This is a genomic window from Gordonia sp. UBA7860 (assembly GCF_002500165.1).
GTDB classification, from domain to species: Bacteria; Actinomycetota; Actinomycetes; order Mycobacteriales; family Mycobacteriaceae; genus Gordonia; species Gordonia sputi.
This window is the reverse complement of record NZ_DLSO01000175.1, coordinates 991-23,322: the sequence shown is the minus strand read 5'-3', so window position 1 is coordinate 23,322 and position 22,332 is coordinate 991. Positions and strand designations below refer to the sequence as shown.

The 22,332-nt window shown below is 66.0% G+C and carries 20 protein-coding genes; 6 read left to right on the top strand and 14 right to left on the bottom strand.

Translation table 11 applies throughout. The features are described 5' to 3' along the window. Positions 1-18: 18 nt before the first annotated feature. The 6 genes from B3T59_RS21460 to B3T59_RS21435 form a co-directional block, all read right to left on the bottom strand. Positions 19-747, bottom strand: a complete 729-nt coding sequence (locus tag B3T59_RS21460; RefSeq protein ID WP_064862845.1) for an aspartate/glutamate racemase family protein — start codon at positions 745-747, stop codon at positions 19-21. Positions 748-899: 152 nt separating this feature from the next. Continuing rightward, the gene (locus B3T59_RS21455; RefSeq protein ID WP_287005078.1) at positions 900-2,570 is read right to left on the bottom strand and encodes an NCS1 family nucleobase:cation symporter-1; all 1,671 of its coding nucleotides are present in this window, start codon (positions 2,568-2,570) and stop codon (positions 900-902) included. A gap of 126 nt (positions 2,571-2,696) precedes the next feature. Next, positions 2,697-3,425 carry a DUF1275 family protein gene (locus B3T59_RS21450; protein ID WP_005203911.1) on the bottom strand — a complete coding sequence of 243 codons (729 nt, stop codon included), beginning with the start codon at positions 3,423-3,425 and terminating at the stop codon, positions 2,697-2,699. Beyond that, positions 3,419-4,882 (bottom strand): amidase family protein, encoded by a 1,464-nt coding sequence (locus B3T59_RS21445; RefSeq protein WP_287005077.1) that lies wholly within the window; start codon positions 4,880-4,882, stop codon positions 3,419-3,421. Before B3T59_RS21445 ends, B3T59_RS21450 begins: the two co-directional genes overlap by 7 nt. Then, positions 4,879-6,018 carry an acetamidase/formamidase family protein gene (locus B3T59_RS21440; RefSeq protein ID WP_005203913.1) on the bottom strand — a complete coding sequence of 380 codons (1,140 nt, stop codon included), beginning with the start codon at positions 6,016-6,018 and terminating at the stop codon, positions 4,879-4,881. The genes B3T59_RS21445 and B3T59_RS21440 overlap by 4 nt, the downstream gene beginning before the upstream one ends. Continuing rightward, positions 6,015-6,686: a FadR/GntR family transcriptional regulator gene (locus B3T59_RS21435; protein WP_005203914.1), complete on the bottom strand. Its 672-nt coding sequence runs from the start codon at positions 6,684-6,686 to the stop codon at positions 6,015-6,017. Before B3T59_RS21435 ends, B3T59_RS21440 begins: the two co-directional genes overlap by 4 nt. A gap of 158 nt (positions 6,687-6,844) precedes the next feature. On the opposite strand from B3T59_RS21435, the gene B3T59_RS21430 reads away from it, so the two are divergent. Next, positions 6,845-8,101, top strand: a complete 1,257-nt coding sequence (locus B3T59_RS21430) for an amidohydrolase family protein (protein WP_005203915.1) — start codon at positions 6,845-6,847, stop codon at positions 8,099-8,101. Beyond that, on the top strand, positions 8,094-8,726 hold the full coding sequence (locus B3T59_RS21425) for a DUF1097 domain-containing protein (protein WP_005203917.1): 633 nt from the start codon (positions 8,094-8,096) through the stop codon (positions 8,724-8,726). The genes B3T59_RS21430 and B3T59_RS21425 overlap by 8 nt, the downstream gene beginning before the upstream one ends. Here B3T59_RS21425 and B3T59_RS21420 read toward each other — a convergent pair. The 4 genes from B3T59_RS21420 to B3T59_RS21405 all read right to left on the bottom strand — a co-directional run bounded on the left by B3T59_RS21420 (position 8,697) and on the right by B3T59_RS21405 (position 13,848). After that, on the bottom strand, positions 8,697-9,407 hold the full coding sequence (locus B3T59_RS21420) for a GntR family transcriptional regulator (RefSeq protein ID WP_005203918.1): 711 nt from the start codon (positions 9,405-9,407) through the stop codon (positions 8,697-8,699). The two genes, B3T59_RS21425 and B3T59_RS21420, sit on opposite strands and share 30 nt — an antisense overlap. Then, a complete protein-coding gene (locus B3T59_RS21415) occupies positions 9,400-11,448 on the bottom strand; it encodes a S9 family peptidase (RefSeq protein WP_287005076.1) in 2,049 nt (682 codons plus the stop codon). The genes B3T59_RS21420 and B3T59_RS21415 overlap by 8 nt, the downstream gene beginning before the upstream one ends. After that, positions 11,445-13,247, bottom strand: coding sequence for an N-acetylglutaminylglutamine amidotransferase (locus tag B3T59_RS21410; protein WP_005203920.1), 1,803 nt, complete (start codon positions 13,245-13,247; stop codon positions 11,445-11,447). The genes B3T59_RS21415 and B3T59_RS21410 overlap by 4 nt, the downstream gene beginning before the upstream one ends. Before the next feature lie 79 nt (positions 13,248-13,326). Beyond that, the gene (locus B3T59_RS21405) at positions 13,327-13,848 is read right to left on the bottom strand and encodes a hotdog fold domain-containing protein (protein WP_005203921.1); all 522 of its coding nucleotides are present in this window, start codon (positions 13,846-13,848) and stop codon (positions 13,327-13,329) included. A 36-nt stretch (positions 13,849-13,884) separates the two neighbouring features. Between B3T59_RS21405 and B3T59_RS21400 the strand changes: the two genes are divergently transcribed. Next, the gene (locus tag B3T59_RS21400) at positions 13,885-15,447 is read left to right on the top strand and encodes an anion permease (RefSeq protein ID WP_005203922.1); all 1,563 of its coding nucleotides are present in this window, start codon (positions 13,885-13,887) and stop codon (positions 15,445-15,447) included. Positions 15,448-15,450: 3 nt separating this feature from the next. Here the strand turns inward: B3T59_RS21400 and B3T59_RS21395 are convergent, their stop codons facing one another. The 4 genes from B3T59_RS21395 to B3T59_RS21380 all read right to left on the bottom strand — a co-directional run bounded on the left by B3T59_RS21395 (position 15,451) and on the right by B3T59_RS21380 (position 19,738). Next, positions 15,451-16,200, bottom strand: a complete 750-nt coding sequence (locus B3T59_RS21395; RefSeq protein ID WP_049698827.1) for a succinate dehydrogenase/fumarate reductase iron-sulfur subunit — start codon at positions 16,198-16,200, stop codon at positions 15,451-15,453. Positions 16,201-16,224: 24 nt separating this feature from the next. Beyond that, positions 16,225-18,210, bottom strand: coding sequence for a fumarate reductase/succinate dehydrogenase flavoprotein subunit (locus B3T59_RS21390; protein WP_005203925.1), 1,986 nt, complete (start codon positions 18,208-18,210; stop codon positions 16,225-16,227). Between the two features lie 2 nt (positions 18,211-18,212). Next, complete coding sequence (locus tag B3T59_RS21385) at positions 18,213-18,992, bottom strand: succinate dehydrogenase cytochrome b subunit (protein ID WP_005203926.1); 780 nt, start codon at positions 18,990-18,992, stop codon at positions 18,213-18,215. 161 nt (positions 18,993-19,153) lie between these two features. Next, entirely contained in the window at positions 19,154-19,738 is a 585-nt protein-coding gene (locus B3T59_RS21380) for a TetR/AcrR family transcriptional regulator (protein WP_287005075.1), read from the bottom strand. A gap of 120 nt (positions 19,739-19,858) precedes the next feature. Between B3T59_RS21380 and B3T59_RS21375 the strand changes: the two genes are divergently transcribed. The 3 genes from B3T59_RS21375 to B3T59_RS21365 are packed head-to-tail and all read left to right on the top strand — an operon-like array spanning position 19,859 to position 22,150. Beyond that, positions 19,859-20,566, top strand: a complete 708-nt coding sequence (locus B3T59_RS21375) for an alpha/beta fold hydrolase (protein WP_287005074.1) — start codon at positions 19,859-19,861, stop codon at positions 20,564-20,566. Between the two features lie 43 nt (positions 20,567-20,609). Continuing rightward, positions 20,610-21,686, top strand: coding sequence for an aldo/keto reductase (locus B3T59_RS21370; protein ID WP_287005073.1), 1,077 nt, complete (start codon positions 20,610-20,612; stop codon positions 21,684-21,686). 35 nt (positions 21,687-21,721) lie between these two features. After that, complete coding sequence (locus tag B3T59_RS21365; protein WP_287005072.1) at positions 21,722-22,150, top strand: tautomerase family protein; 429 nt, start codon at positions 21,722-21,724, stop codon at positions 22,148-22,150. The last annotated feature ends 182 nt before the right edge of the window (positions 22,151-22,332 follow it).

The window sequence follows — 22,332 nt, the reverse complement described above, 5'->3', positions numbered from 1 at the left end:
CAACCCTAACCTGCGGGGTCATCGTGGATCGAGCTCGGGCGGTAGCCCGCGGTACTCCTTGGCCGGTGGCGAGGCGAACTCACCCGACGCGGTACCCGTGTGCAGGCCCATCGCTGCCATCGCCGAGAGCATCCCGACACCGGCCGCGACGCCGTCGATGACGGGGACTCCGAGGTCTGCGGAGAGTTCGGCTGCGAGGTCGGCCATGCCCGCGCACCCGAGCACGATCGCGTCGGAACCGTCCGTCGCGAGCGCTTCACGACACGCCTTCGCGAGGATCTCGGTGGTGTCGGGGTTGGTCTCGAGGTCGAGCACAGCGATCTCGCATGCGTGGATGCCGCGGCACTGCGTGCTGAATCCGTAGTGCGACACCAGATCTGCGGCTCGTCCGATCGTCCGGTGCAATGTGGTGACCACCGAGAACCCTCGGCCGAGCGGAGCGGCGAGATGCATTGCGGCCTCGGCGATCCCGAGGACGGGTGCCACCGCGAGTTCACGAGCGGCGTCGAGGCCCGGGTCGCCGAAACACGCGACCAGATATCCGTCGGCGTCGGGGTTGGCGCTGATCGCGCGGAGTAGTCCCGGAACGGACAGCGCCTCGTCGACGTGGCTCTCGATCGACGCGGGTCCGGCCTCGGAGGTGATCGCGACGATCTCGGCGTCGGGGCGTGCCACCGACCGTGCTGCCGCGGCGATCACCGCGGTCATCGCCGCGGTGGTGTTGGGGTTGATGACGCACAACTTCATCGGTGTGGTTGTCTCCCTTGCCTTCTCGTGTAGCAGTCTTCTCGCGTGTTCGCGTGTTCGCGTGTTTGCGTCGTGTGGTGTCGACCACGGCCTCGTGGCGACATCGCGATCCACGCAGTTGCGTCGGACGCGGTGCCGCCACGAGGCGGGTGTCAGGATGCGGGCTCGGCCTCGGGACTCGATGTCGAATCCGTTGCGCCCTGTGCGTCAGCCTTGGCGTCGGCGGCAGGGCTTGCCGTCGGCGAACCGGGAAGCATGGTGCCGTCGGCGGCGACCTCCATGTCGGTGGTGATGGTTGCCGCGGGGACGTGCATGCCGTGGAGGAAGTACGGTGTGGCCAACTTCATTCCGGCGTAGTAGAAGATGAGGCCTGCTGCGGCGCCCATGAACCAGGTGAAGCTGGCCTCGTAGGACGTGCCCCAGATGACGAAGCAGATCGGGATGATCGACGCGAGCACCACGGCGATGACCGCAACCGGGTTCCAGCCGCCGCGATAGTGGTAGGCGCCCTCCGGGCTCATGGTGAACAGGTCGTCGACGACGATCTTCTGCTTCTTCACGAGGTAGAAGTCAGCGATGAGGATGCCGAACAGCGGTCCGATCACGGCTCCGAGGGTGTCCATTGTGTAGTGAATTGCGCTCGGGTTGTTGAACAGATTCCACGGCGTGATGATGACCGACCCGATCGCTGCGATCATGCCGCCCATGCGCCAGGAGATCTTGGTGGGCGCGACATTCGAGAAGTCGAATGCTGGGGAGACGAAGTTGGCGACGATGTTGATGCCGATCGTGGCGATCGCGAACGTCAGCACGCCGAGGACAGCAGCGGTGGTGTTGTCGATCTTGTCGACGATGTGTACGGGGTCGGTGACGATCTTGCCGTCAGCATCGCGGCCGATGACGGTGACGCCGGCCGAGACGGTGCACACGACGAGGATCGAGAAGAAGAGGAAGTTGACCGGGAGGCCCCAGAAGTTGCCCTTCTTGACCTCGCCGAAGGTCTTGCCGTAGCGCGAGAAATCACCGAAGTTGAGCATCGGACCCGAGAAGTAGGAGACCACGAGGGCGAAGGCGCTGATCATCATGGTGATGGTCGGCCACGTTCCGCTGATGCCGGAGCCCTCCGACAGGTCGAAGTGCACATTGCTCCACCCGGCCTTGGCGATCAGGTATGCCGCAAGCGCGATCATGACGACGTAGACGGCGGGTCCGCAGAAGTCGATGAATTTGCGGATGGTGTCCATGCCGTTCCAGAAGACGAGCGCCTGCAGCACCCACATCACGACGAAACCGGCCCAGCCGAGCAGTGACAGGCCGAGGAAGGAGTGAGAACCGTTCTCGCCATACGGCTCGAGTGCCGGCCAGAACTTCAATGCCAGCAAACCGAATGCCGTCGATGCCAGGTATGTCTGAATTCCGTACCAGACAACGGCAATGGAGCCGCGGATGATCGCCGGGATGTTGGCGCCCTTGACGCCGAAGCAGATTCGCGTGGTGACCGGGTAGGGCACACCGGCCTGCTGGGAGGGCTTTGCCACCAGGTTGCACAACAGGTTGACGGCGACGATGCCCACCAACAGTGCCACGAGGACCTGCCACGACGAGATGCCCAGTGCGAAAAGGCTTCCGGCGAACACGTAGCCGCCGACGCTGTGCACGTCCGACATCCAGAACGCGAAGATGTTGTACCAGGTCCAGCTCTGCTCTTTCAGCGGAGCGAGATCCTCGTTCGTCAATTGCTGGTCGTAGCCGACCTTGATGATGCTCTCGCCCGCCGCACTATGGTGCTCGGTGGCGATTTGCGCGTCGGGTGAAGCGCTCATGATTCTCCTCGGGCCTTGGTGACATCGGAGTGGTCTCCGAAGTGCCTGAGTCGAAACTAAGAACGATTTGTTACCCGACAATTAACGCGCAAATATATTCCGCGTCACACCGAATATATTCGCGGATCAGTCCGCGATGGTCCCGGAGTGCGTCGCGGATCGGTACCTGCGACCGGTGCGCGAATCGTGAACGGCGCCGACGACGGCGACCGCCGCGATCACCACACCCGCGACGAGTAGCGCGGTGCCCATGTGGATGCGCATCAACACCACACCGAGTGCCGCGCCCGCGATCAACGAGACGACCGCGGCGGTGCGTCGACCTGTTCCGCCGCCGCGGCCCGACCCGAAGAAGGAGTCGGCGGCGAGGCCTGTGATGGTCGAGGTCACGACGACGGTCGTCACGTCTTTGACGGCCACAGCGCGGGCCGCGGCGGCCTGAATGCCCATCGCGGTGGCCGCGATCGTCGTCACCGTGATCATCACCGCATGTTCCGGGTCGTCGCCCGAGATGAACAGGGTGATGGCCAGGGCGACCATCGTTGCCGAGACCACTGCGAACAGGATCGTGGAGCCCAGCGTCCAGCGCCGGTCGGCGCGCCGTAGTGTGCGACCGCCGATCGCGGCACCCACCATGAAGCCCGCGAGTGCCATTGCGGGTCCGAGGATCGGCAGACCCGAACCGCCCGCGAGCGCCATGCCGAGGATCACGACGTTGCCGGTCATGTTGCCGGTGAAGACCTTGTCGAGACCGAGGTAGCCGACGGCGTCGTTGATGCCGGTGGTGAACGTCAGAGCCAGCATCAGTGCCAGGTGCATACGTTCGGTGGGAATCGCGTAGATGCGGGTCAGCAACGCGGGAATCCTCCTGGTTCTGGGGTGGCAACCGGACGCGCGGTCGCGAAGTCGATCGCCCGGGCGATGAGTGCGGTGTCGCTGCCGCGCGGGCCGACGAGGCTGCGTCCGATCGGGCCATCCGACGTCTCGCGGTGCGGGAACGTCACCGCGGGTCGACCTGTCGCGGCCGCGATCGCCGTCAGTTGCAGTGTGGCCGTTCGGGTCTTCTCGACCTCTGCGTCGGATGCCCACCGGCGAGGTGCGGCCGTTGCGGCCGCGGGAATGTCGAGGAGGTCATCGCCGAGTCGCTTGTCGATCTGCGCCGCGAGGGCAGCCAGGTCGTCACGTGCTCGGGCGTCGTCGTCGGCGTCGATGGCTGCCGCTGCGGCGAACCGCGCAGCTGCCGATCCCTCGAGTGCACCGGGATGCGCGGTGATCCAGTCGCCGTGGACAGACCATGCCTGGAACGCCTGGTGTACGCGGAATGCCTCGGCAAGACGGGCGAGTTCGACGTCGTCGACGTGGATGTCGTCGAGTGTTGCCACACCGGAACCGATGGCGGTCGTCGACGGGTCGTCGAGCAGTGTCGTGGTCGCCAGTGCCAGGATGTCGGGGTCGTGACTCAGGAGTCCGATGGCGTCGAAATCCGGTGCCAGCGGTAACAACCCGCGCGTGGAGACGGACCCGTGCGTCGAACGCAGGCCCCACAGACCCTGATACGACGCGGGGGTGCGGATCGACCCGGCGGTGTCGGTCGCGAGCCCGAGGTCGGCGTCGCCGTGTGCGACGGCGCTTGCGGGGCCGCTCGACGAGCCACCGGGAAGCGCTGCCGGGACCGCGGCGTTGGGGGGTGTGCCGTGGTGCGGGTTGTCGCCCGCCATCGAGTAGGCGAACTGGTCGGTGCGGGCGATGCCGCGAATGTGTGCACCCGAGTTCAGCAGCCGCGCAACGGCTGTGGCGTGCTCAGTGGCGATCGGGGCCGATTGTTCGTAGGCGGGTACCCCGCCGCCGGTGGCGAAACCGGCCACCGCGAAAACGTCTTTGACGGCGACTGTCGTCCCGGTCAGCGGTCCCGGTGCGCTCGACGCGACGAGGGGATCGCCGACGACTCGCCACACCGTCGAATCGAATCCGCGACGCGGCGTGCTCGCGTGGACCGTGGCGAGCCGCCAGGTCGTGTCGTCGCGTCGCCACAGCTGCGACTGCACGGCCCGGCCTCCGTCGGGTACGTCGTAGACGACGAGAGCGTCTCCGAGATCGGTTGCACGAGTGCGGATCTGAACATCACGCAAGCTGCCGATGGCGTGTGTGAGCGCGCCCGAACGCAGTGTGTCGGCGACGCCGTGGAGCACCCCCGGTCCTGCGACGCAGGTGACGTCGGCGCACAGAAACCGGTGCAGTGCTGTGCGGTCGTCTCCTACCGCCGCCGCCCAGAAACGACGTACGACGGCGCCGAGGTCGTCGGGTGCGGTCACTGCGCGAAATCCGATCGTCGAATCCGCGCGTGCACGCCCTTCACGAGGTCGACGACCTGCGAGATGTTGAAATCCGTTGCGGCACTGAGATAGGCGAGAGCCTGTGGGGGTTCCATGCCGTATCGCACTCCCAGCAGCGAGATCGCGGACCGGACGCAATTCTGCACGGCCACATCGAGGTCGGGGTCGAGGCCGGTCGGGATCAAGAACTCCCGGGTCTCGGCGACCGGGGCCACGAGGCCGCCAAAGCGTGCGGCGACGTCGGAGGCGGGGATGACGTCGAATCGGATGGTTGCCCGTAGCGACGCTTCCAGCGCCGTCAGGGCGACCTCGCCGTCGCCCTGCGCGAAGTGGGGGTCACCGACATACGCGAGCGCACCGGGAACCTGCACCGGCAGATAGAGGGTCGCGCCCTCGGTCAGGAGCGTGAGGTCGAGGTTGCCGCCGTGCGGGCCGGGCTGAATCGAGTTGCGCCGCACGGCGCCTGCAGTGGCAACGCCCATGATGCCCAGGAACGGGGCAAGCGGAAAGCGTGCGGCCAGTTGCGGGTTCGAGGACGATAGGGGCAGAACTCCGCGGGCCTCGTCGCCCTCGCCTTCCACCGAGACGAATGCGCTGTACGTCGCACCGCCGATCGGGTACTCGCCCGGCAGCGAACCGCGACCGTGACGATTCGACACGACGCCGTAGGGGACCCGACGCCTGGTCTCCACGACGGTCATCGCGAGAAGGTCGCCGGGCTGCGCACCACGCACCTCGATGGGTCCGGTCACGACATGCGGTCCGTCGACGCCCTGGACATGCGTGCGGTCGGAGGCGCACAGGGCGACTGCCTCGTCGAGCACCATGTCGGGATCGACGCCGTGCCCGCCGAAGAAGCCACGGGGATCGCGCCCCTGGTCGGCGAGAATGCCTTCGTGGCTGAGGGTGTCGATGGTGACGCTGGTTCCCGGGTCGATCGACATGATGGCGGTGTCGGTCGCGCAGGGCAGATCGCCCCAGAAGACGTCGTCGTGCCGGCAGGCCAGGTAGTCATCGCCGATGATCGGGCCGGAACCCGCTGGGAGGATGACGTTGTCACTTGCGGTGCGGGTGGTTCCGGAAGGCTGAGCGGTCCCGAAGTTCTGGATTGTCACTGATTGCTCCGTTCGACGAGTCGGACGACTTCTTCGAGGTGTGCGGTCATGGCGGCGACCGCTTGGTCATGGTCGTTGGCGCGTACGGCCTCGAGGATGTCCCGGTGGCCGTTGTAGGAGTTGCGTCGACCTTCGCGGGTGGCGTGTGAGCGCGCGCGAACCGTCTGGACCCACCCCGCACTGAGTTGGCACAGCGACACCAGCAGTGGGTTGCGTGCGGCACGCGCGAGCTGCATGTGGAAGGCGACATCCTGGGCCAGCGATTCGGTGGGATTGAGGCCGGTGTGGGTCGACGCCAGGATGGATTCGAGCGCAACGAGATCCGATGCCGTTGCCCGGTCGGCTGCGAGGCCGGCGACCTGCGGTTCGATCAGCATGCGTAGTTCGGCGACGTGATCTTCTTCGGCGTCGGCGCTCATCGTCTCCAACAGTGCTGTGGCGTTGGCCGAGCGGGGTGCGACGACGGTGCCGCGTCCGGGTGTGCGGGTGACGAGTCTGCGTTGCTCGAGGTCGCTGAGTGCTTCGCGGATCGTGGTGCGGGAGACCTCGAGGTTCTCGGCGAGTACGCGCTCGGGCGGCAGCTTGTCGCCGGGGGAGAGGTCGTCGACCACCACTTTCTCCAGGTAGGCGGCAGTGCTGGCACTGAGTGTGTGTCCGCGACGCAGCATGCTCTCTCCTCGTACTTGGCGAATCTTGGTCTCTTGGTATGACCAACTTTAACCGATGCGTTACGGCTCGTGCAGTGCGAGGAAACAACTCCGACCGAAGGTGAAGACAGATCTCGACGCCGTGTGACGCGGCGTCGAACCACCGAAGGAGCGACCACATGGACCTGGTTCTGCGCGACGCACGGTTGTCTGACGATGGCCCAGTCGTCGACATCGAGATCGACGACGGGCACATCCGCGACATCTGTTCGCAGAGCACGGCTGTGGCGGTCGAGACGATCGAATGTGCGGGCCGCGTGGTGATTCCGGGCCTGATCGAATCGCACATGCACCTCGACAAGGCGCTCCTCAACAAGGAGGAACCCAACCGCGACGGCACGCTCGCGGGCGCGATCTCGGTGACCGGCGCGCTCAAACGTCGCTTCACCCCGGATGCTGTCGCCGACCGTGCACGGCAGGTGATCGATCAGGCGATCATCAACGGCACCAGCCTGATTCGGGCTCATCCCGATGTGGACCCGATCATCGGGTTGCTCGGCGTCGAGGTACTGCTCGAGCTGCGCGACGAGTATCGCGGGCGCATCGATCTGCAGATCGTCGCCTTTCCACAAGAGGGAATTCTCAAGGCGCCCGGCACCATCGACCTGATGCGTGAGGCGCTGCGTCGCGGCGTCGACGTGGTGGGCGGGTGTACCTACAACGAAGCCGACGTCGCCGACTGCCACCGCCACATCGACATGGTCTTCGACCTCGCCGAGGAGTTCGGGGTAAGAGTCGACATGCACGCCGACTTCGCCGACGACGCGTCCGATCCGCGTTTCGGTCTGGCCGCACGGATCGCCGAGGTCACCGCAGACCGCGGTATGGCTGGGCGGGTCGCGGTGGGGCACATGACGTCGTTGGCGGGCCTGCCCGTCGGTGAGCGTCGCGCCGTGCTCGCCGACCTCGCGGCGTCGGGCGTCGCGGTGGTTCCCCTGCCTGCCACCGACATTCACCTCGGCGGGCGCACCGACACCCACAACATTCGACGAGGTGTGGTTCCGGTGCGCGATCTGTGGGACGCGGGTGTGCAATGCGCCTTCTCGTCGAACAACGTGCGCAACGCCTTCACGCCCTACGGGAATGCCGACCTACTCGACATCGGCCTGTTTCTCGCGCAGATCTCGCATCTGTCGGGTCCCGACGATCTCGCCAAGGTGCTGAACATGGCCACCTACTCCGCCGCCGACATCGTCGGTATCGCCGACCGGTACGGAATCGCGCCGGGCCGACGAGCGGATCTCGTTGTGCTGTCGACACACAATGTCGCCGACGCCCTACTTGATCGGCCTGACCGCTGCTTTGTCATCAAAGACGGGCGCGTCGTCGCCCGTACCACCCGATCCACCGAATTGTTGGAGGTTGTCCATGCGTGACCGCATTCCCCACGAGATCGTCGCGTCCATCCTCGCGGGTCTGACCGCGTTCATCGGCGGGACCGCGCTCAACCTACCGCCCTGGGCGATCTTCATCGGTTGGGCCGGAACGTTTTTGCTCGGCGGTCCGTCCTGGGCGAACGCCAGGCGCTTGTGGCTGACCATGCCGGTTGGGTCGACGTTCGCGCTCGTCATCGTGCTCATCGATACGCACATCGGCACGATCGCCGGGGAGGGGCGGTTTGCGCAGAACCTCGTGCTTGCGGTGATCATCTTCGTGGTCAACTCGGCGTTGATGTTCTCCGGGAGGATCGGGGCGCTCGCGTTGATCCCGGGCATGTTCCTCGGCTTCGCCTCGTACTTCGCGACCTTCTTCGGCGGATTTGGGTTCGACGCGGGAAATCCCTGGGCCGCGTGGGTGTCCGTGGTCGCGATGAACTTCCTGGGACCGGTGTTCGCGTATCTCTCGGTACGCCTTGCCTTTCCGCGCGCAGCCTCTTCCGGCGAAGCCGCGTCGGCAACCTCCGACATCTCCGTCGCGGCATCCGATCATGAGGCGAACCCGGATGCCGAGCCGACGTCCCGGAATGTTCCGTCAGCCGAGATCCGGTCGCACACCGAGTGATTCGCTGGTCTCGATGATCGCTTCCTCGAGCCGGGCGTGATGAACACCCGCGGCGGCGAGGACGGCCGACGTGTCGCGGGCGGTGAAGGCGTCGAGCAGGTCGGCGTGGTCGGAGTTCAGCTTCGCCTGGGTCGGGGAGTCGACGGACCGCATCACCTGGAATGGTTCGGTGAGGTTCCAGGTCGCGTCGAACATGTTGAGTAGACGCGGCATCGCGCACGGGGCGGTCAGCGTGGTGTGGAACCGCCGCGACACATCGTGAAAGGCCTTGCCGTCGTTGAACTTCGTTGCGGTCAGGAGTTCCTGGTGAAACTCGGTGGCCGCAGCGATCTGCGCGTCAGTGATGTTCGAGACGGATCGGGCGAGAGCGGCCTGCTCGAGCACACCGCGAACGAAGTAGATCTCCTTGAGTTCGGCAAGGGACAGTTGGCTGACGTGATAACCGGAATTGCGCTGGTGGTCGACGAGACCTTCGCCGACAAGGGTTTTCAGTGCTTCGCGGACAGGGATCGCGCTGACACCAAACGCGTCGGCGATGTCGGCGAGCATGATCTGAGTTCCGGGAGGCGCGCCGCCGGAGAGAATCAGTCGACGCAGTTCCTCGAGCACGTTGGCGCGATCGTTGCCCGACCGGGTCTCGGCGAGCTGGACGAGCAGGCGGTTGGTCATCTTGCTACTCATGGTGCACGTGCCCCTGCTTGCGGTCTCGAACTTCCCGATGTGCCGACGCAGCAGAGGGGTGACGTGTGATCCATTGCGCCACAGCCTCGGTGAGTCGCTGCTGATTGTGGCGCTTGACGATCTCGTGGCCCTCGTCGTCGAACATCAGAAGTTCGGCGATCCCGCCGCGGGCACGCAACTCGTCGACCATCTGCTGGGATTCGCTGACCGGCACGTTGGTGTCGTGTGCGCCGTGGACCACCAGCAGCGGCGCGGTGATGTCGTCGATGCGGTGGATCGGAGAGAGATCGCGGAGTAGTTCGCGATCGGATTCGGGGTGCCCGTACTTGGTGTACGCCGCGACGGCGATCCACGGTTCGGTGTTCCGGAAGAACGACTCGAGGTCGCTCATGCCGCAGATCGCGATGCCCGCGGCGAACACTTCGGGATGAAAAGTCAACGCCGCCAACGTGAGGTAACCGCCATAGGAGCGTCCCGAGACGTAGAGGCGGTCGGGATCGGCAACGCCGGACGAACACACATGCGCCGCACAGTCGGCCGCGTCGTCGATGCCCGCGTACCGGCCGTACCGGTCGTCGGCGTGAGAGAAGAGACGACCGTAACCCGACGACCCGCGCACATTGGGTGCGAACACCGAGATCCCGGCGTCGACGAGTGGTCCGAACAGGAACTGGTAGTCGGGACGGGTCTCGGCCTCGGGGCCGCCGTGGAAGTACAGCAGACACGGCGGCGGGCCCACGTCGGTACTCTTCGCGCGATACAGCCAGCCGGACAAGGGCATTCCGTCGCGCGCGGAGAACTCGCGGTACTCCGGACGCAGCGCCGACGACGGGCCGGTGCCGGTGATGACGTCGTCGCGGATTGGGGTCACGGTGGATGTCGGCGTGTGCACGAGATGGACGAGCGGTGAGTGCTGTGGGCACGAAATGGTCAGTGCGACAATGGTTCCGGCGGCACTGATCGACAGGTCCGACGCGACGTCGCCGGGCAGCGGGATCGGTTCGTGCAGGGTCTGATCCGGCAGGGTGAGGATCTGCAGTTCGCTTTGGCCGCCCACGTTCCAGAGCATCGCGACCGTCGACTGGTCGTTACTGACCGCGAACTCGTCGAGTCCCGCGCCCGCGCGCTGGGCGAGGACACGGAAACGCTTTCCGGTCTTGGAGACCTCGACGCCGAGCAGGCGGGGGAACTTGGCATCGAAATCGCTCGTCACCAAGGCCTGCACGCTGTCTAGGTCGCGGCTGGAATCCTGTGGGGGGCCGACGAACACGAGCGATGGGTGGTCGAATCCCTGGTCGAGGATGTAGCCCTGATCGGTCACCGAGCCGGGGTCGTTGGGCAGGATGGTCGACATCGACATCTCGTCCGAGCCGGTGGCGTCGTCGGCGTCGTTGCGGCGGAGCAGCAGCATGTCGCGGTATCCGCGCGGGCCGACGCGAAGGAGCGCAGCACCCTTCCAGGAGTCGATCAACTCGCCGCCGACGCGGACGTCGAGTATCTCGGTCGCGCCCGTTCCGGGATGTGCGCGAACCGAATACGCCGTGCCGTCGGGGGTCGTCGCGGTGATCAGGACCCAGTCGGTGTCCCAGCCGACGAGCGAGACAGTGCCGAACGAACGTCGGGAACCGAGCGTCGCCCGGTTCGACCAGTCGGATTCGGTTTCCTGGCGGTTGCTCCCGATGCGATGCGACCTGTTGTCGTCGGGATCAGTGGTGACAACCCAGACCTGGTGGTGCTCACCGCCACTCGGCGCCAACTCGACGGCGAGCCATTCGCCGTCCATCGAGTGCACGAGCTTGCGGACGGGGCCGGTTGCGGGGACGCTGACCCAGCGCAGCTCGCCGACACCCTCGGGCGACAACACGCGTTGTGCCGCACGCGGATAGCCTGCGCCGTCGTCGACGATGTAGGCGAATGCCCTGCCGTCCGGCGAGACCGACGGCCCGTAGGTGTGCCACCCGCGATCGTCGAAGTTGACGAGAGTGGTCTCGTCGACCTGTTCGTCGACGATTCCGGTGTCGGTGATGTCGTCCGCGCTCACCGTGGGGTGATGTCTTCCATGGCCTGCAGCCACATTTCGAGTACGGCGAGCTGCCACAACTCGTTGGAATCGAGCGTGGTGCGTGTGCCGTTGGGATCGGCAAACAACCGGTCGAGGGTCTCGGGCCGGTACAGGGCACGGTCTTTCGCCGACTGCGCGTGCAGGGTGTCGGTGACGAGATCGAGTACGCCGCCCTCGAGGTGACGGATGCCGGGGACGGGGAAGTAGCCCTTGGTGCGGTCGATCACCGCTGCGGGCAACAACTTTCGAGATGCTTCCTTGAGCACCCCTTTGCCGCTCGGATTCAGCTTGAGGTCGGGCGGGCATGTCGCGGCGAGCTCGACGAATTGGTGGTCGAGGAACGGCACACGTGCTTCGAGGCCCCACGCCATCGTCATCGTGTCGACTCGTTTCACCGGGTCGTCGACCAGCATGACGGTGGTGTCGAGACGCAACGCGGCGTCGACGGCCGAATCCGCACCGGGGGCGGACTGGTGTGCGAGTGCGAATTCCCAACTGGGGTCGTAGTTGCTGTCGCCGAGCAGGTACTGATCGTTGAGCAGCGCCAGGATATCGGCGTGCGAGCGGTCGAAGAAGACCTCGCGGTAGGCCTTGGTGGTCTCTTCGCGTGCGATCCCCTGCAGCGGGGGATACCACGAGTAGCCGCCGAGGATCTCGTCGGCGCCCTGCCCTGACTGCACGACCTTGATCGACTTGCTGACCTCCTGCGACAGGAGATAGAAGGCGACGCAGTCGTGGCTGATCATGGGCTCGCTCATGGCCGCGATGGTGTCGGGGACGGCGGGCAGGAGGCGATCGGTGCCGATGTGGATCTTGTGGTGATCGGTGCCGAACGTGTCGGCGATGAGGTCGGAGTAGGCGTACTCGTCGCCGGATTCGCCTCCCGCGGAATCGAATCCGATGCTGAACGTCGCGAGATCCTTCTGCCCCTGCTCGGCGAGCAGTGCCACGACCAACGACGAATCGATTCCGCCGGAGAGCAGCACGCCGACGGGGACGTCGGCGACCATGCGACGTCGAACCGAGGTGCGCAGCGAATCCATCAGTTCGTCCTGCCAGCGCACCGCATCCCAGTCGGCACGGCTGGGGTCGGGCGCGAAAACCGGTTCCCAGTAACGACGTTCGGTGCTGCGTCCGTCGGGCTGGATGACGCGCACGGTGGCCGGCGGCAACTTGCGCACGCCGTTGTAGATGGTGTGGGGTGCGGGAACCACGGCGTGGAAGCTGAAATAGTGATGCAGCGCAACACGATCGAGCGTCGTGTCGACATCGCCCGCGCGCAGGAGCGCCTGCAACGACGACGCGAAGCGCAGCCGTCCGGGAGTCTCCGAGAGATAGAGCGGTTTGATTCCCAGCCGGTCGCGCGCGAGGGTCACCACACCGGAGTCGGTGTCGACGACGGCGAACGCGAACATCCCGATGAGGTGATCGACGCAGTCGGTGCCCCACGCGTGGAACGCCTTGATGATCACTTCACTGTCGGCGTGGGAGAAGAAGCGGTAGCCCTTGCCCTCGAGTTCTGCGCGCAGTTCCTTGTAGTTGTAGATGCAGCCGTTGAACACCATCGCGAGACCGAGTTCGGAGTCGACCATCGGCTGCGCGCCGCGTTCGGACAGGTCGATGATCTTGAGCCGTCGATGCCCGAGTGCCACCGACCCCTTCACGAACAGTCCTGAACCGTCGGGACCGCGACGGGTCATCGAGCAGGTCATGGTGTCGACCGCAGAGGCGTCGGGCGCCGAGCCGTCGAACCGGATTTCACCGCAGATGCCACACATGTAGTCAGTCCTCTCGGTTGCTTGACTTGTTCAGCCTAGGAGTTTCGCCAGGGCCCGGCAGGGCGAGTGGTGCGCCAGGTCACGCGGTCGGCGTGACCCAGGTGGTGATCTCGCAGTGGACGACCTCGACGCCCCGCGTGTCGGTGATCGAAATCGACACCACCACATCGCGTCCGGAGTCGATGTCGGCGAAGTCGACGGGTTCTGCGAGCGTGGCGACGGCCGACAGGCGGGTGGTCGCCTTGGTCAGGTAGTCGGCGGTCATTCCCTTCGGAATCCACCGATGCGTCGTCGGTGTTGTCGCCTCCATCAGCATGCCCATCGCAACCTCGGCGAGGTTGCAGGCAGCGATGGCGTGGAAGGTGTGGATGTGGTTGTAGACGCCGAACCACTTGGGTGCGGTGACCTTGCAGTATCCGGGCTGCATCTCGTCGACGAACGGCAGGATCGTGCCGAAGTACGGCACGCGCACCGACATCCCGAGGGAGAAGAGCGTCTTTCCGAGCGCGTTGTCGGGAAGTTTTCGGCGCAATGCGTAGGTGGGCGAGAGAGCAGCGCGGGTCACGGGCGTTGGCGTTGATGACGATTTGGCGTCGGACATTGCCCGGATGCTACTCGGGCGAGGAACCTTGATGGGGTGACGCCTCCTTCCGAGAAGGACCCACCGCCCTCAGATCACCCGGATTCGACCGATCAGCCCAGTTCGACCGAGCAGTCCGATGCGACCGATCACGGCGATTCGGACAGCCCGACGTCGAGCGCCGACCACGCCGAACACCCGCACCACTTCCATCTCAGCCCCACGTGGTGGCGCGGTGGCATTCCGCTGATCGTCGGCGTGATCATCTACTTCATCCCGGCTCCGGCAGGCGTCGACGCCAACGGCATGCACATGCTCGGGATCTTCGTCGCGACGATCCTGGGACTCATCCTGCAGCCGCTGCCGACGGGTTCGGTGGCGATCATCGGGCTCGCGCTGGCGATGGTCACCAAGACGATGACGCCCAAAGAGGCGCTCGCGGGCTTCTCGAACACGACCATCTGGCTCATCGTCGCGTCGTTCTTCATCGCCGAGGCGTTCATCGTCACGGGTCTCGGGCGTCGGGTTGCGCTGATCTTCGTGCGCGCGATCGGCAAGTCGAGTCTCGGGTTGGCGTACGGGATGGGGATCGCCGATCTCATCCTCGCCCCCGCGACGCCGTCGAACACCGCACGCGCGGGCGGAGTGATCTACCCGATCGTGCGATCGCTCGCCGAACTCGTCGACTCGACGCCGAAGACCGACGCCTCGCGGCGCAAGCTCGGCGCCTACCTGATGCTGACGGCGCTGCAGGTCAACGTGGTCACCTCCGCCATGTTCCTCACCGCGATGGCGGGAAATCCGCTGGCCCAGGAGGCCGCGGAGAAGATGAAGATCGAGATCACCTGGGGCAACTGGGCTCTCGCCGCGATCGTTCCCGGTCTCGTCAGCCTCGTCGCGACGCCGTGGGTGATGTCGAAGATCTACGCGCCGACGCTCAAGAAGACACCGGAGGCCCCCGCCCTCGCGCGCGACGAACTGAAGAAGAGTGGCTCGATGTCGCGCAACGAGTGGATTCTCGCCGCCACGTTCGTGCTGCTGCTCGTCCTCTGGTGTCTTGGCAAACAACTGAACGTCGACGCCACGACCACCGCCTTCGCGGGCATCGCGATTCTTCTCGTCACCGGGGTGCTGACGTGGAAGGACATCGTCACCGACACCGGAGCGTGGCAGACGCTGATCTTCTTCGGTGTGCTTGTCGCGATGGCCGACGAACTCCGCAAGCTCAAGGTGATCGACTGGGTCGGCGACAAGGTGGCCTCCAGCGTCGACGGCCTGCCGTGGCTGGTTGCGTTCGCCGTCCTCACGCTCGTCTACTTCTACGTGCACTATCTGTTCGCGTCGAACACCGCGCAGATCGTCGCGATGTATGCCGTGTTCCTCGGTGCGGCGGTCGCCACCGGAGCGCCGCCGCTGTTCAGTGCGCTGGTCTTCGGTTTCATCGGCAGCCTGTTCGGCGGATTGGCGCACTACTCGTCCGGTCCGGCCGGTGTCATGTACGGGTCGGGCTACATCAAGACCAGTGAGTGGTTCCGCGTCGGCTTCCTGATGTCGGTGGTCAACATCATCATCTGGACCGCGATCGGCGCGCCGTGGATGAAACTCATCGGGATCTGGTGACGCTCAATTCGCCTTGCGGCGCAATCCGAATCGCAACGCCTCGCGGTTGACCCCGGCGACGGCGTCGAGCGGAATCCCGGCCGGACAGACGTCGGCGCACTCCCCGTAGGTGGAGCACGGGCCGAAGTCCTGTTCCATCTGCCCGGTGATCGCGTGCGCCCGCCTGCCACGCTCCTGTTTGCTCTGGGTCAGTGCGGCCAGATGGAGCAGTTTGGCGCCCGCGAACAGGTGCGCGGCACCGTTGGGGCAGGCGGCGACACATGCGCCGCAGCCGATGCAGGCCGCGTAATCGAGGGCCTTCTCGCTGGTGTTGTGGTCGACGAGTTCGGCGTCGGCATCGGGGGCCTGACCCGCCGCAACCGCGACGTGCCCGCCGGCTTCGATCACCCTGTCGAGTGCGGACCGGTCGACGACGAGGTCGCGGATGACCGGAAAACTGCTCGCGCGCAACGGTTCCAGCCGCAGGTGCGTCGCGCCGTCGAAGTGTCGGAGGTGTTGTCGACACGACGGCGTGTTGGGTGTCGGACCATGTGGGCGCCCGTTCACCATCATCCCGCAGGCGCCGCACACGCCTTCGCGGCAGTCGGAGTCGAAGGCGATGGGTTGCTCGCCCGCGTCGACGAGATGATCGTTGAGGCGGTCGAGGACGTCGAGCAGTGACATCTCGGCCGTCGCGTCGTCGACCACGTAAGTCTCGAAACGCCCGTCGTCGTCGGCGTCGGCCTGCCGCCAGGCTTCGATGGTGATTCTCATGCCGGCATCCTCACTGATCAAGTCTCACTTGTAGTTTCGTGTCTGCAACGGCACCGCACTGAACTCGAGTGGTTCGCGGTGGCGGATCTGCTCCCCGGTCGGCGTGGTCTCCCACGCGGAGGCGAAGGTCCAATGCTCGTCGTCGCGCAGCGCCTCGCCCTGCGCGGTCTGGTGTTCGACGCGGAAGTGCGCGCCGCACGACTCGTCGCGATCGAGCGCGTCGAGGCACATCAGTTCTGCGAGTTCCATGAAATCGGCGACGCGGCCCGCCCGTTCGAGTTCCTGATTGAACTGCGCGCCGCTGCCGACAACCCGTACGTCGGACCAGAATTCGTCGCGCAGCTCGCGGATCTCGGCGATGGCCGTCGTCAACGAGTCGGCGCTGCGCATGACGCCGCAGCCGCGATAGAGGATCTCGCCGAGCCTGCGGTGGAAGCGGTCGGGGCCGGTGGTTCCGTCGACCGCGATCAGCCGGGATATCCGATCACACACCGATGTGACCGCGTGCTGCACAGCCTCGTGATCGAGTGGCAGCGGTTGCTCACCGAGCAGGGGCGCAAGGTAATTCGGCACCGAGTAGGGCAGGGTGAACCAGCCGTCGACGCATGCCGACAGCAGCGAGTTGGCGCCGAGGCGGTTGGCGCCGTGGTAGCCCCACCCCACCTCTCCGCCGACGAAAAGACCTGGGATCGACGACATCTGGTCGAAGTCCGACCAGAGGCCGCCCATGGTGAAGTGAGCCGCAGGCGCGATACGCATCGGGACTTCGTAGGGGTCTTCGCCGGTGGCGTCGCGGTACATCGAGAAAAGATTGCCGTAGCGCTCGGAGATGGTCGATTTGCCAAGGCGCGCAAGGGCGTCGGCGAAGTCGAGGTAGACGCTGTTGTGCAGCGGCCCCACTCCGTGCCCGCCGTTGATCTCGGTCACGGCCGCCCGCGATGCGACGTCGCGCGGGGTGAGGTTGCCGTAGGCGGGGTAGCGGCGTTCGAGGTAATAGTCGCGCTCGGCGTCGGGGATGTCGCCGGGCGGACGGTCGTCGTGCTCCTTCTTCGGAACCCAGATGCGGCCGTCGTTGCGTAGCGACTCGCTCATCAACGTCGTCTTGGACTGCCACTCCGCGCTCACCGGCAGCGCGGTGGGGTGGAACTGGATGAACGACGGCGATGCCAGCAGCGCACCACGACGATGGGCACGCCACGACGCCGTCGCGTTGCAGTTGCGCGCGAGCGTCGACTGGAAGTAGACGGTGCCGTACCCGCCGGTCGCGAGCACGACGGCGTGCGCGGTCTGCGCGGTGATCTCGCCGGTCACCAGGTCGCGGACGACGATGCCTTGCGCACGACCTTCCGCCACGATCAGATCGAGCATCTCCTGGCGGGTGTGGAGGGTGACGGTGCCCGCCGCGACCTGTCGGAGCAAGGCCTGCGACGCCGCGACCTGCAACTGCTGGCCGGTCTGGCCGCGCGTGTAGTAGGTGCGCGACACCTGCACCCCGCCGAAGCTGCGGGTGGCCAACGATCCGCCGTACTCGCGGGCAAAGGGCGCGCCGATGGCGTTGAGGTGATCGATGACCCGCACCGACTCCTCAGCGAGGCGGAAGGCGTCGGCCTCGCGGCCACGGAAATCGCCACCCTTGACGGTGTCGACGACAAAGCGGTGCACCGAGTCGTTGTCGACCTTGCGTGCGCGTGCGGCATTGATGCCGCCCTGCGCGGCGACGCTGTGGGCTCGCCGCGGGGCGTCGTGGAAGGTGAACGACGACACGTTGTAGCCGAGTTCGCCCAGAGCGGCGGCACATCCGGCTCCCGCCAGACCGGTACCCACCACGATCACGGTGAACTTGCGCCGATTGAGCGGGCCGACGAGCTTGTAGGCGTCGCGTCGACGCTGCCACGCGGTTGCCGGGTCGCCGTCGGGGACTCCGCCGGTCAGGTCGGTGCCGATGCGGCGGAGGTCGTCGAGGTCGGCCTCGAGATCAGACGTCGCGGCGTCGGGTGCGGTGTGCGTCATCGTCAGCTCACCAATCCCGCCAGAACGGCGATGGGAATCGAGATGTTGCCGATCATCACCGCGGCCGCGACGACGAGCGCGACGAGAGCGCCGAGGCGTCGAGTGCGGTGCCCGGTCGCGCCGAGGTCGTTGACGACGCTCCACAGCCCGTGCACTAGATGCGTGCCGAGGAGCACCATCACCAGGATGTAGAACGCGGCCACCGGCCAGCGCTGCAGACTCTCGACGAGGTTGTGATAGGCGTGCGAGCTGGTCTCGGTGGTCGACACGAAGTGGTCGCTGGCCGCGGGTCGGGTCCCGGTCGTCAGGTCGAGGATGTGGAAGACGATGAAGATCAGCAGGACCAGGCCCGTGTAGGGCATCAGCGTCGCGGGGAGTCGTTTGATGCTCATGCCCTTGCGCCGGAAGCGACCCTTGGCCTTGTGGGAGCGCCCGATCAGGATGAACGACGCTCCGACGTGCAGTACCAGGCAGAGTGCGAGGACCGCGCGGAAGATCCACAGCATGCCCTCGTAGGGCAGGAGGGGTTCGAGCAGGGTGCGCAGCCAGTGCGCGTAGTCGTCGAAGTGGCCGGGGCCGGTGTAGACCTTCAGGTTGCCGATCATGTGAACCAGCACGAACAGTGCGAACACCGTGCCGGTCAGCGCCATGGTCACCTTGAGCGTGACGTTGCTCGGACGTGGACGTTTCGACGTCGGCATCGGCGTGACGGCGCGTGGCGTTCTGACGGGCTTGTCAGCGTGCGGGGGTTTGTCGGCGCGTGGGGGGATGACCGTACTCATGTGCGGACCTGTCATCGACCCGAGGGCTGGGCGGGCCGGATGTGGATGTCCCTGCGTCCACGCTAATCATGTGTCGCGGATTGGGACCGCCCGTGGCGATATTCCGACTCGATTGGTTCGCAAATGTCACACATTTGGTGGCCGACGCCGCTCGATCGTGTTCAGTCCGGAACCGCGTCGGCAAGAGTTGCGCGCGTGGCGTCGAGGACCTCCTGCGAAAGCGCATCGTCGGATTTGGCCACCGCCCGTGCGACGGCGACCGCGCCGAGTTGTGCGGCGGCGGTCGCGGTCGCCAAGGTGCGTCGCGCGTTGTCGGACACGGTGTCCGGCAGTGACGATTCGATGAGCGAGACGAGGTCGGTGAATGCGGCGGCGAAGCTGTCGCCGACGGCTGCGGGCTGGCGGCCGATCTCGCTCGCCGACGCGATCATCGGGCATCCGCCGGCCATGTTGTCGCGCACCCGGGTGGAGATCAGGATGTCGAGGTAGTCCTCGTACGACGGGTCGTGCTCGTCTTTCCATTCGCGAATCCGCTGGATGACATCGGTGGCGGCCTGCGTGAACGCGGCGGCCGCCAGTGCGTCTTTGTTGTCGAAGTGCTTGTACAGGGCGCCGTGGGTGAGCCCTGCCTCGGCCGCAACCTCGGCTACTCCGGTCGATGGAATTCCCTTCTCGCGAAACAGCTTTCCCGCTGCGTCGAGTAGGTCGCGTCGATTCTGCTCGGCCTTGGCCTTCGAGACCCGCACCGCCTTCACCTCACCTGTCGTCCGAACTATTGATTGCGAGCATAATCTTTCTGTGTTTAGATTGCGACCACAATCAAAACTCTGACGCTCAGCCTGTGTCATCACGCGAAAGGGACTCTCATGGCAACGACACCCGCGGTACGCAACATCGTTCTGGTTCACGGCGCCTTTGCTGACGGATCGGGGTGGCAGCCGGTCTATCAACGGTTGGTGGACAAGGGTTTTCTCGTCACCGTGGTGCAGGAACCGGAAACCGGCCTTGCCGACGACGTCGCCGCCACGCTGCGCGCCATCGAGACCGTCGACGGGCCGCTTGTTCTGGTCGGTCACAGCTGGGGTGGACAGGTCATCACCGAGTCAGGTGCGCATCCGCGCGTCGCAGCACTGATCTACGTGGCGGCTCTGGCTCCCGATGTGGGGGAGTCCACCAACTCGCTGCACGCCCGCATCCCGGCGGCGAGCACCGCGGTGATCGCCGGAGCCGACGGGTTCTTGAGGATCGATCCCGAGCAGTTCGGCGCCGACTTCGCGGCCGATCTGCCGACGAGAGACGCCGACTTCATGGCGCACGCGCAGGTGCCCATCCGCGCTGAGGCGCTCGACGCTCCGGCCGCGGCCGCGGCATGGCGGGACCGGCCGTCGTACGGGATCGTCGCGGGCGCCGACCGCACCATCAACCCCGACCTCGAACGGTGGATGTACGAGCGAGCAGGGGCGGAGATCACCGAGGTCCCCGGATCGAGCCACGTCGTCATGCTCTCGCACCCCGACGTCGTCGCCGACGTCATCGAGCGTGCCGCAACGGCAGCCGCATCTGCGGTTGTCTGACCCGATCGCTTCGACACACAGATCTCGACAGTACGGAAAGACAATGAGCGACAACGGTATTCACGACCGATCCATGCGATACCGGGCCTTCGGTCGGCACACGGGGCTGCGCGTCTCCGAGGTCATCCTCGGTACCGGCAATTTCGGTACCCGCTGGGGTCACGGTTCGACGCCGGACGAGTCGTCGAAGATTCTCGATGCCTATGCCGACGTGGGCGGCAACTTCCTCGATACCGCCGACAGCTATCAGTTCGGCGAGTCCGAGGAGATTCTCGGCCGGCTGCTGCAGGGTCGACGCGAAGAGTTCGTGCTTGCCACCAAGTTCACCCAGCGCGCCGACCCGACGGCCGGAATCCTCGTGACCGGCAACAGTCGCAAGGCAATGGTCAGCTCGGTGGAGCAGAGTCTGCGACGACTGCAGACCAACCACATCGACCTGCTGTGGGTCCACTACTCCGACGGTGTCACGCCGGTGGAGGAACTGCTCCGCGGATTCGACGACCTCGCGCGTGCGGGCAAGATTCTCTACGCGGGGTTCTCGGACTTCCCGGCGTGGCGTGTGGCACGCGCTGCCACCATCGCCGAGATCCGCGGCACGCTGCCGATCGCGGCGCTGCAATTCGAGCACAGTCTCGTCGAACGCACCGCAGAGGCCGAGCTGGTGCAGGCGGGCAATGCCCTTGGCCTCGGGCTCGCGGCGTGGTCGCCGCTCGGCGGTGGCGTGCTGACCGGCAAATACCGCGACGGTGGCACCGGCCGCGCGCAAGGTTTCGGCGGCAAGGTCTTCCAGCCGGAGAACTCGACCCAGCGCACCGCGATCCTCGACGAGGTCATCGCCGTGGCGAAAGAGCTGGGCACGACACCGGGCGAGGTCGCCATCGCCTGGGTGGCCGCCCAGGGCGTCACGCCCATCATCGGGCCGCGCTCGGTGGAGCAGCTACAGAGCAATCTCGCGGCGCTCGCCGTCGACCTCTCACCCGAGCAGCTTTCTCGACTGGACGCGGTCAGCGCGCCGGCGCAGGTGTTCCCGTACACGCTGCTCGACGACCCCGACAACCAGCAACGCATCACCGGCGGCCAACTCGCGCGCTTCGATCGGCCGGCCACACCCGTCGCGTGAGATACGAACCCATCCGATAACAAAGGAGAACTGCCATGCCCATGATCGACGTCTACGCACCCGCCGGAACCTTCGACGACACCGCGCAGCTGGCTGCCGATGCCGCCACGACGGTGATGACGGTCGAAGGAGTTCCGGACATCTCGATGTTCCGTGACAACACCGCCGCCTTCGTGCATGAGTTGCCGTCGGGTTCGTTCTCCGACGTCAATGCAAATGCGCATCACGTCCGCGTTCAGGTACTCACCAACGCCGGCGCGCTCACCCGAGAGCAGCAGGTAGCCGTCGTCGCCCAGCTCACCGATCTGGTGGTGCGGGCAGCCGGTGACGATTTGCTCGCAGAACGCACCTGGGTGCTACTCACCGAGGCCGCACCCGGCGGCTGGGGGCTATGGGGACACGCACACACCAATGAGGAGTTGGTGGCTGCCGCGCGCGCGGAGATCGCGAAGTCGGCGGGCTGAGCACGAACCGCCTGCAGCGGCCGCGCATGAACCGGGCTACAGCGGCAGCGTCATGAACTGGTTGTGCGGGCTTGCCTGGTAGCCGGCGAACGGCGGGCACGACACGAACCCGGCACTGCGGTACAGCGAGATCGCCGGAACGTGCAGCTCCGCGGTGCCGGTTTCCAGGCTCACCCGCCGGC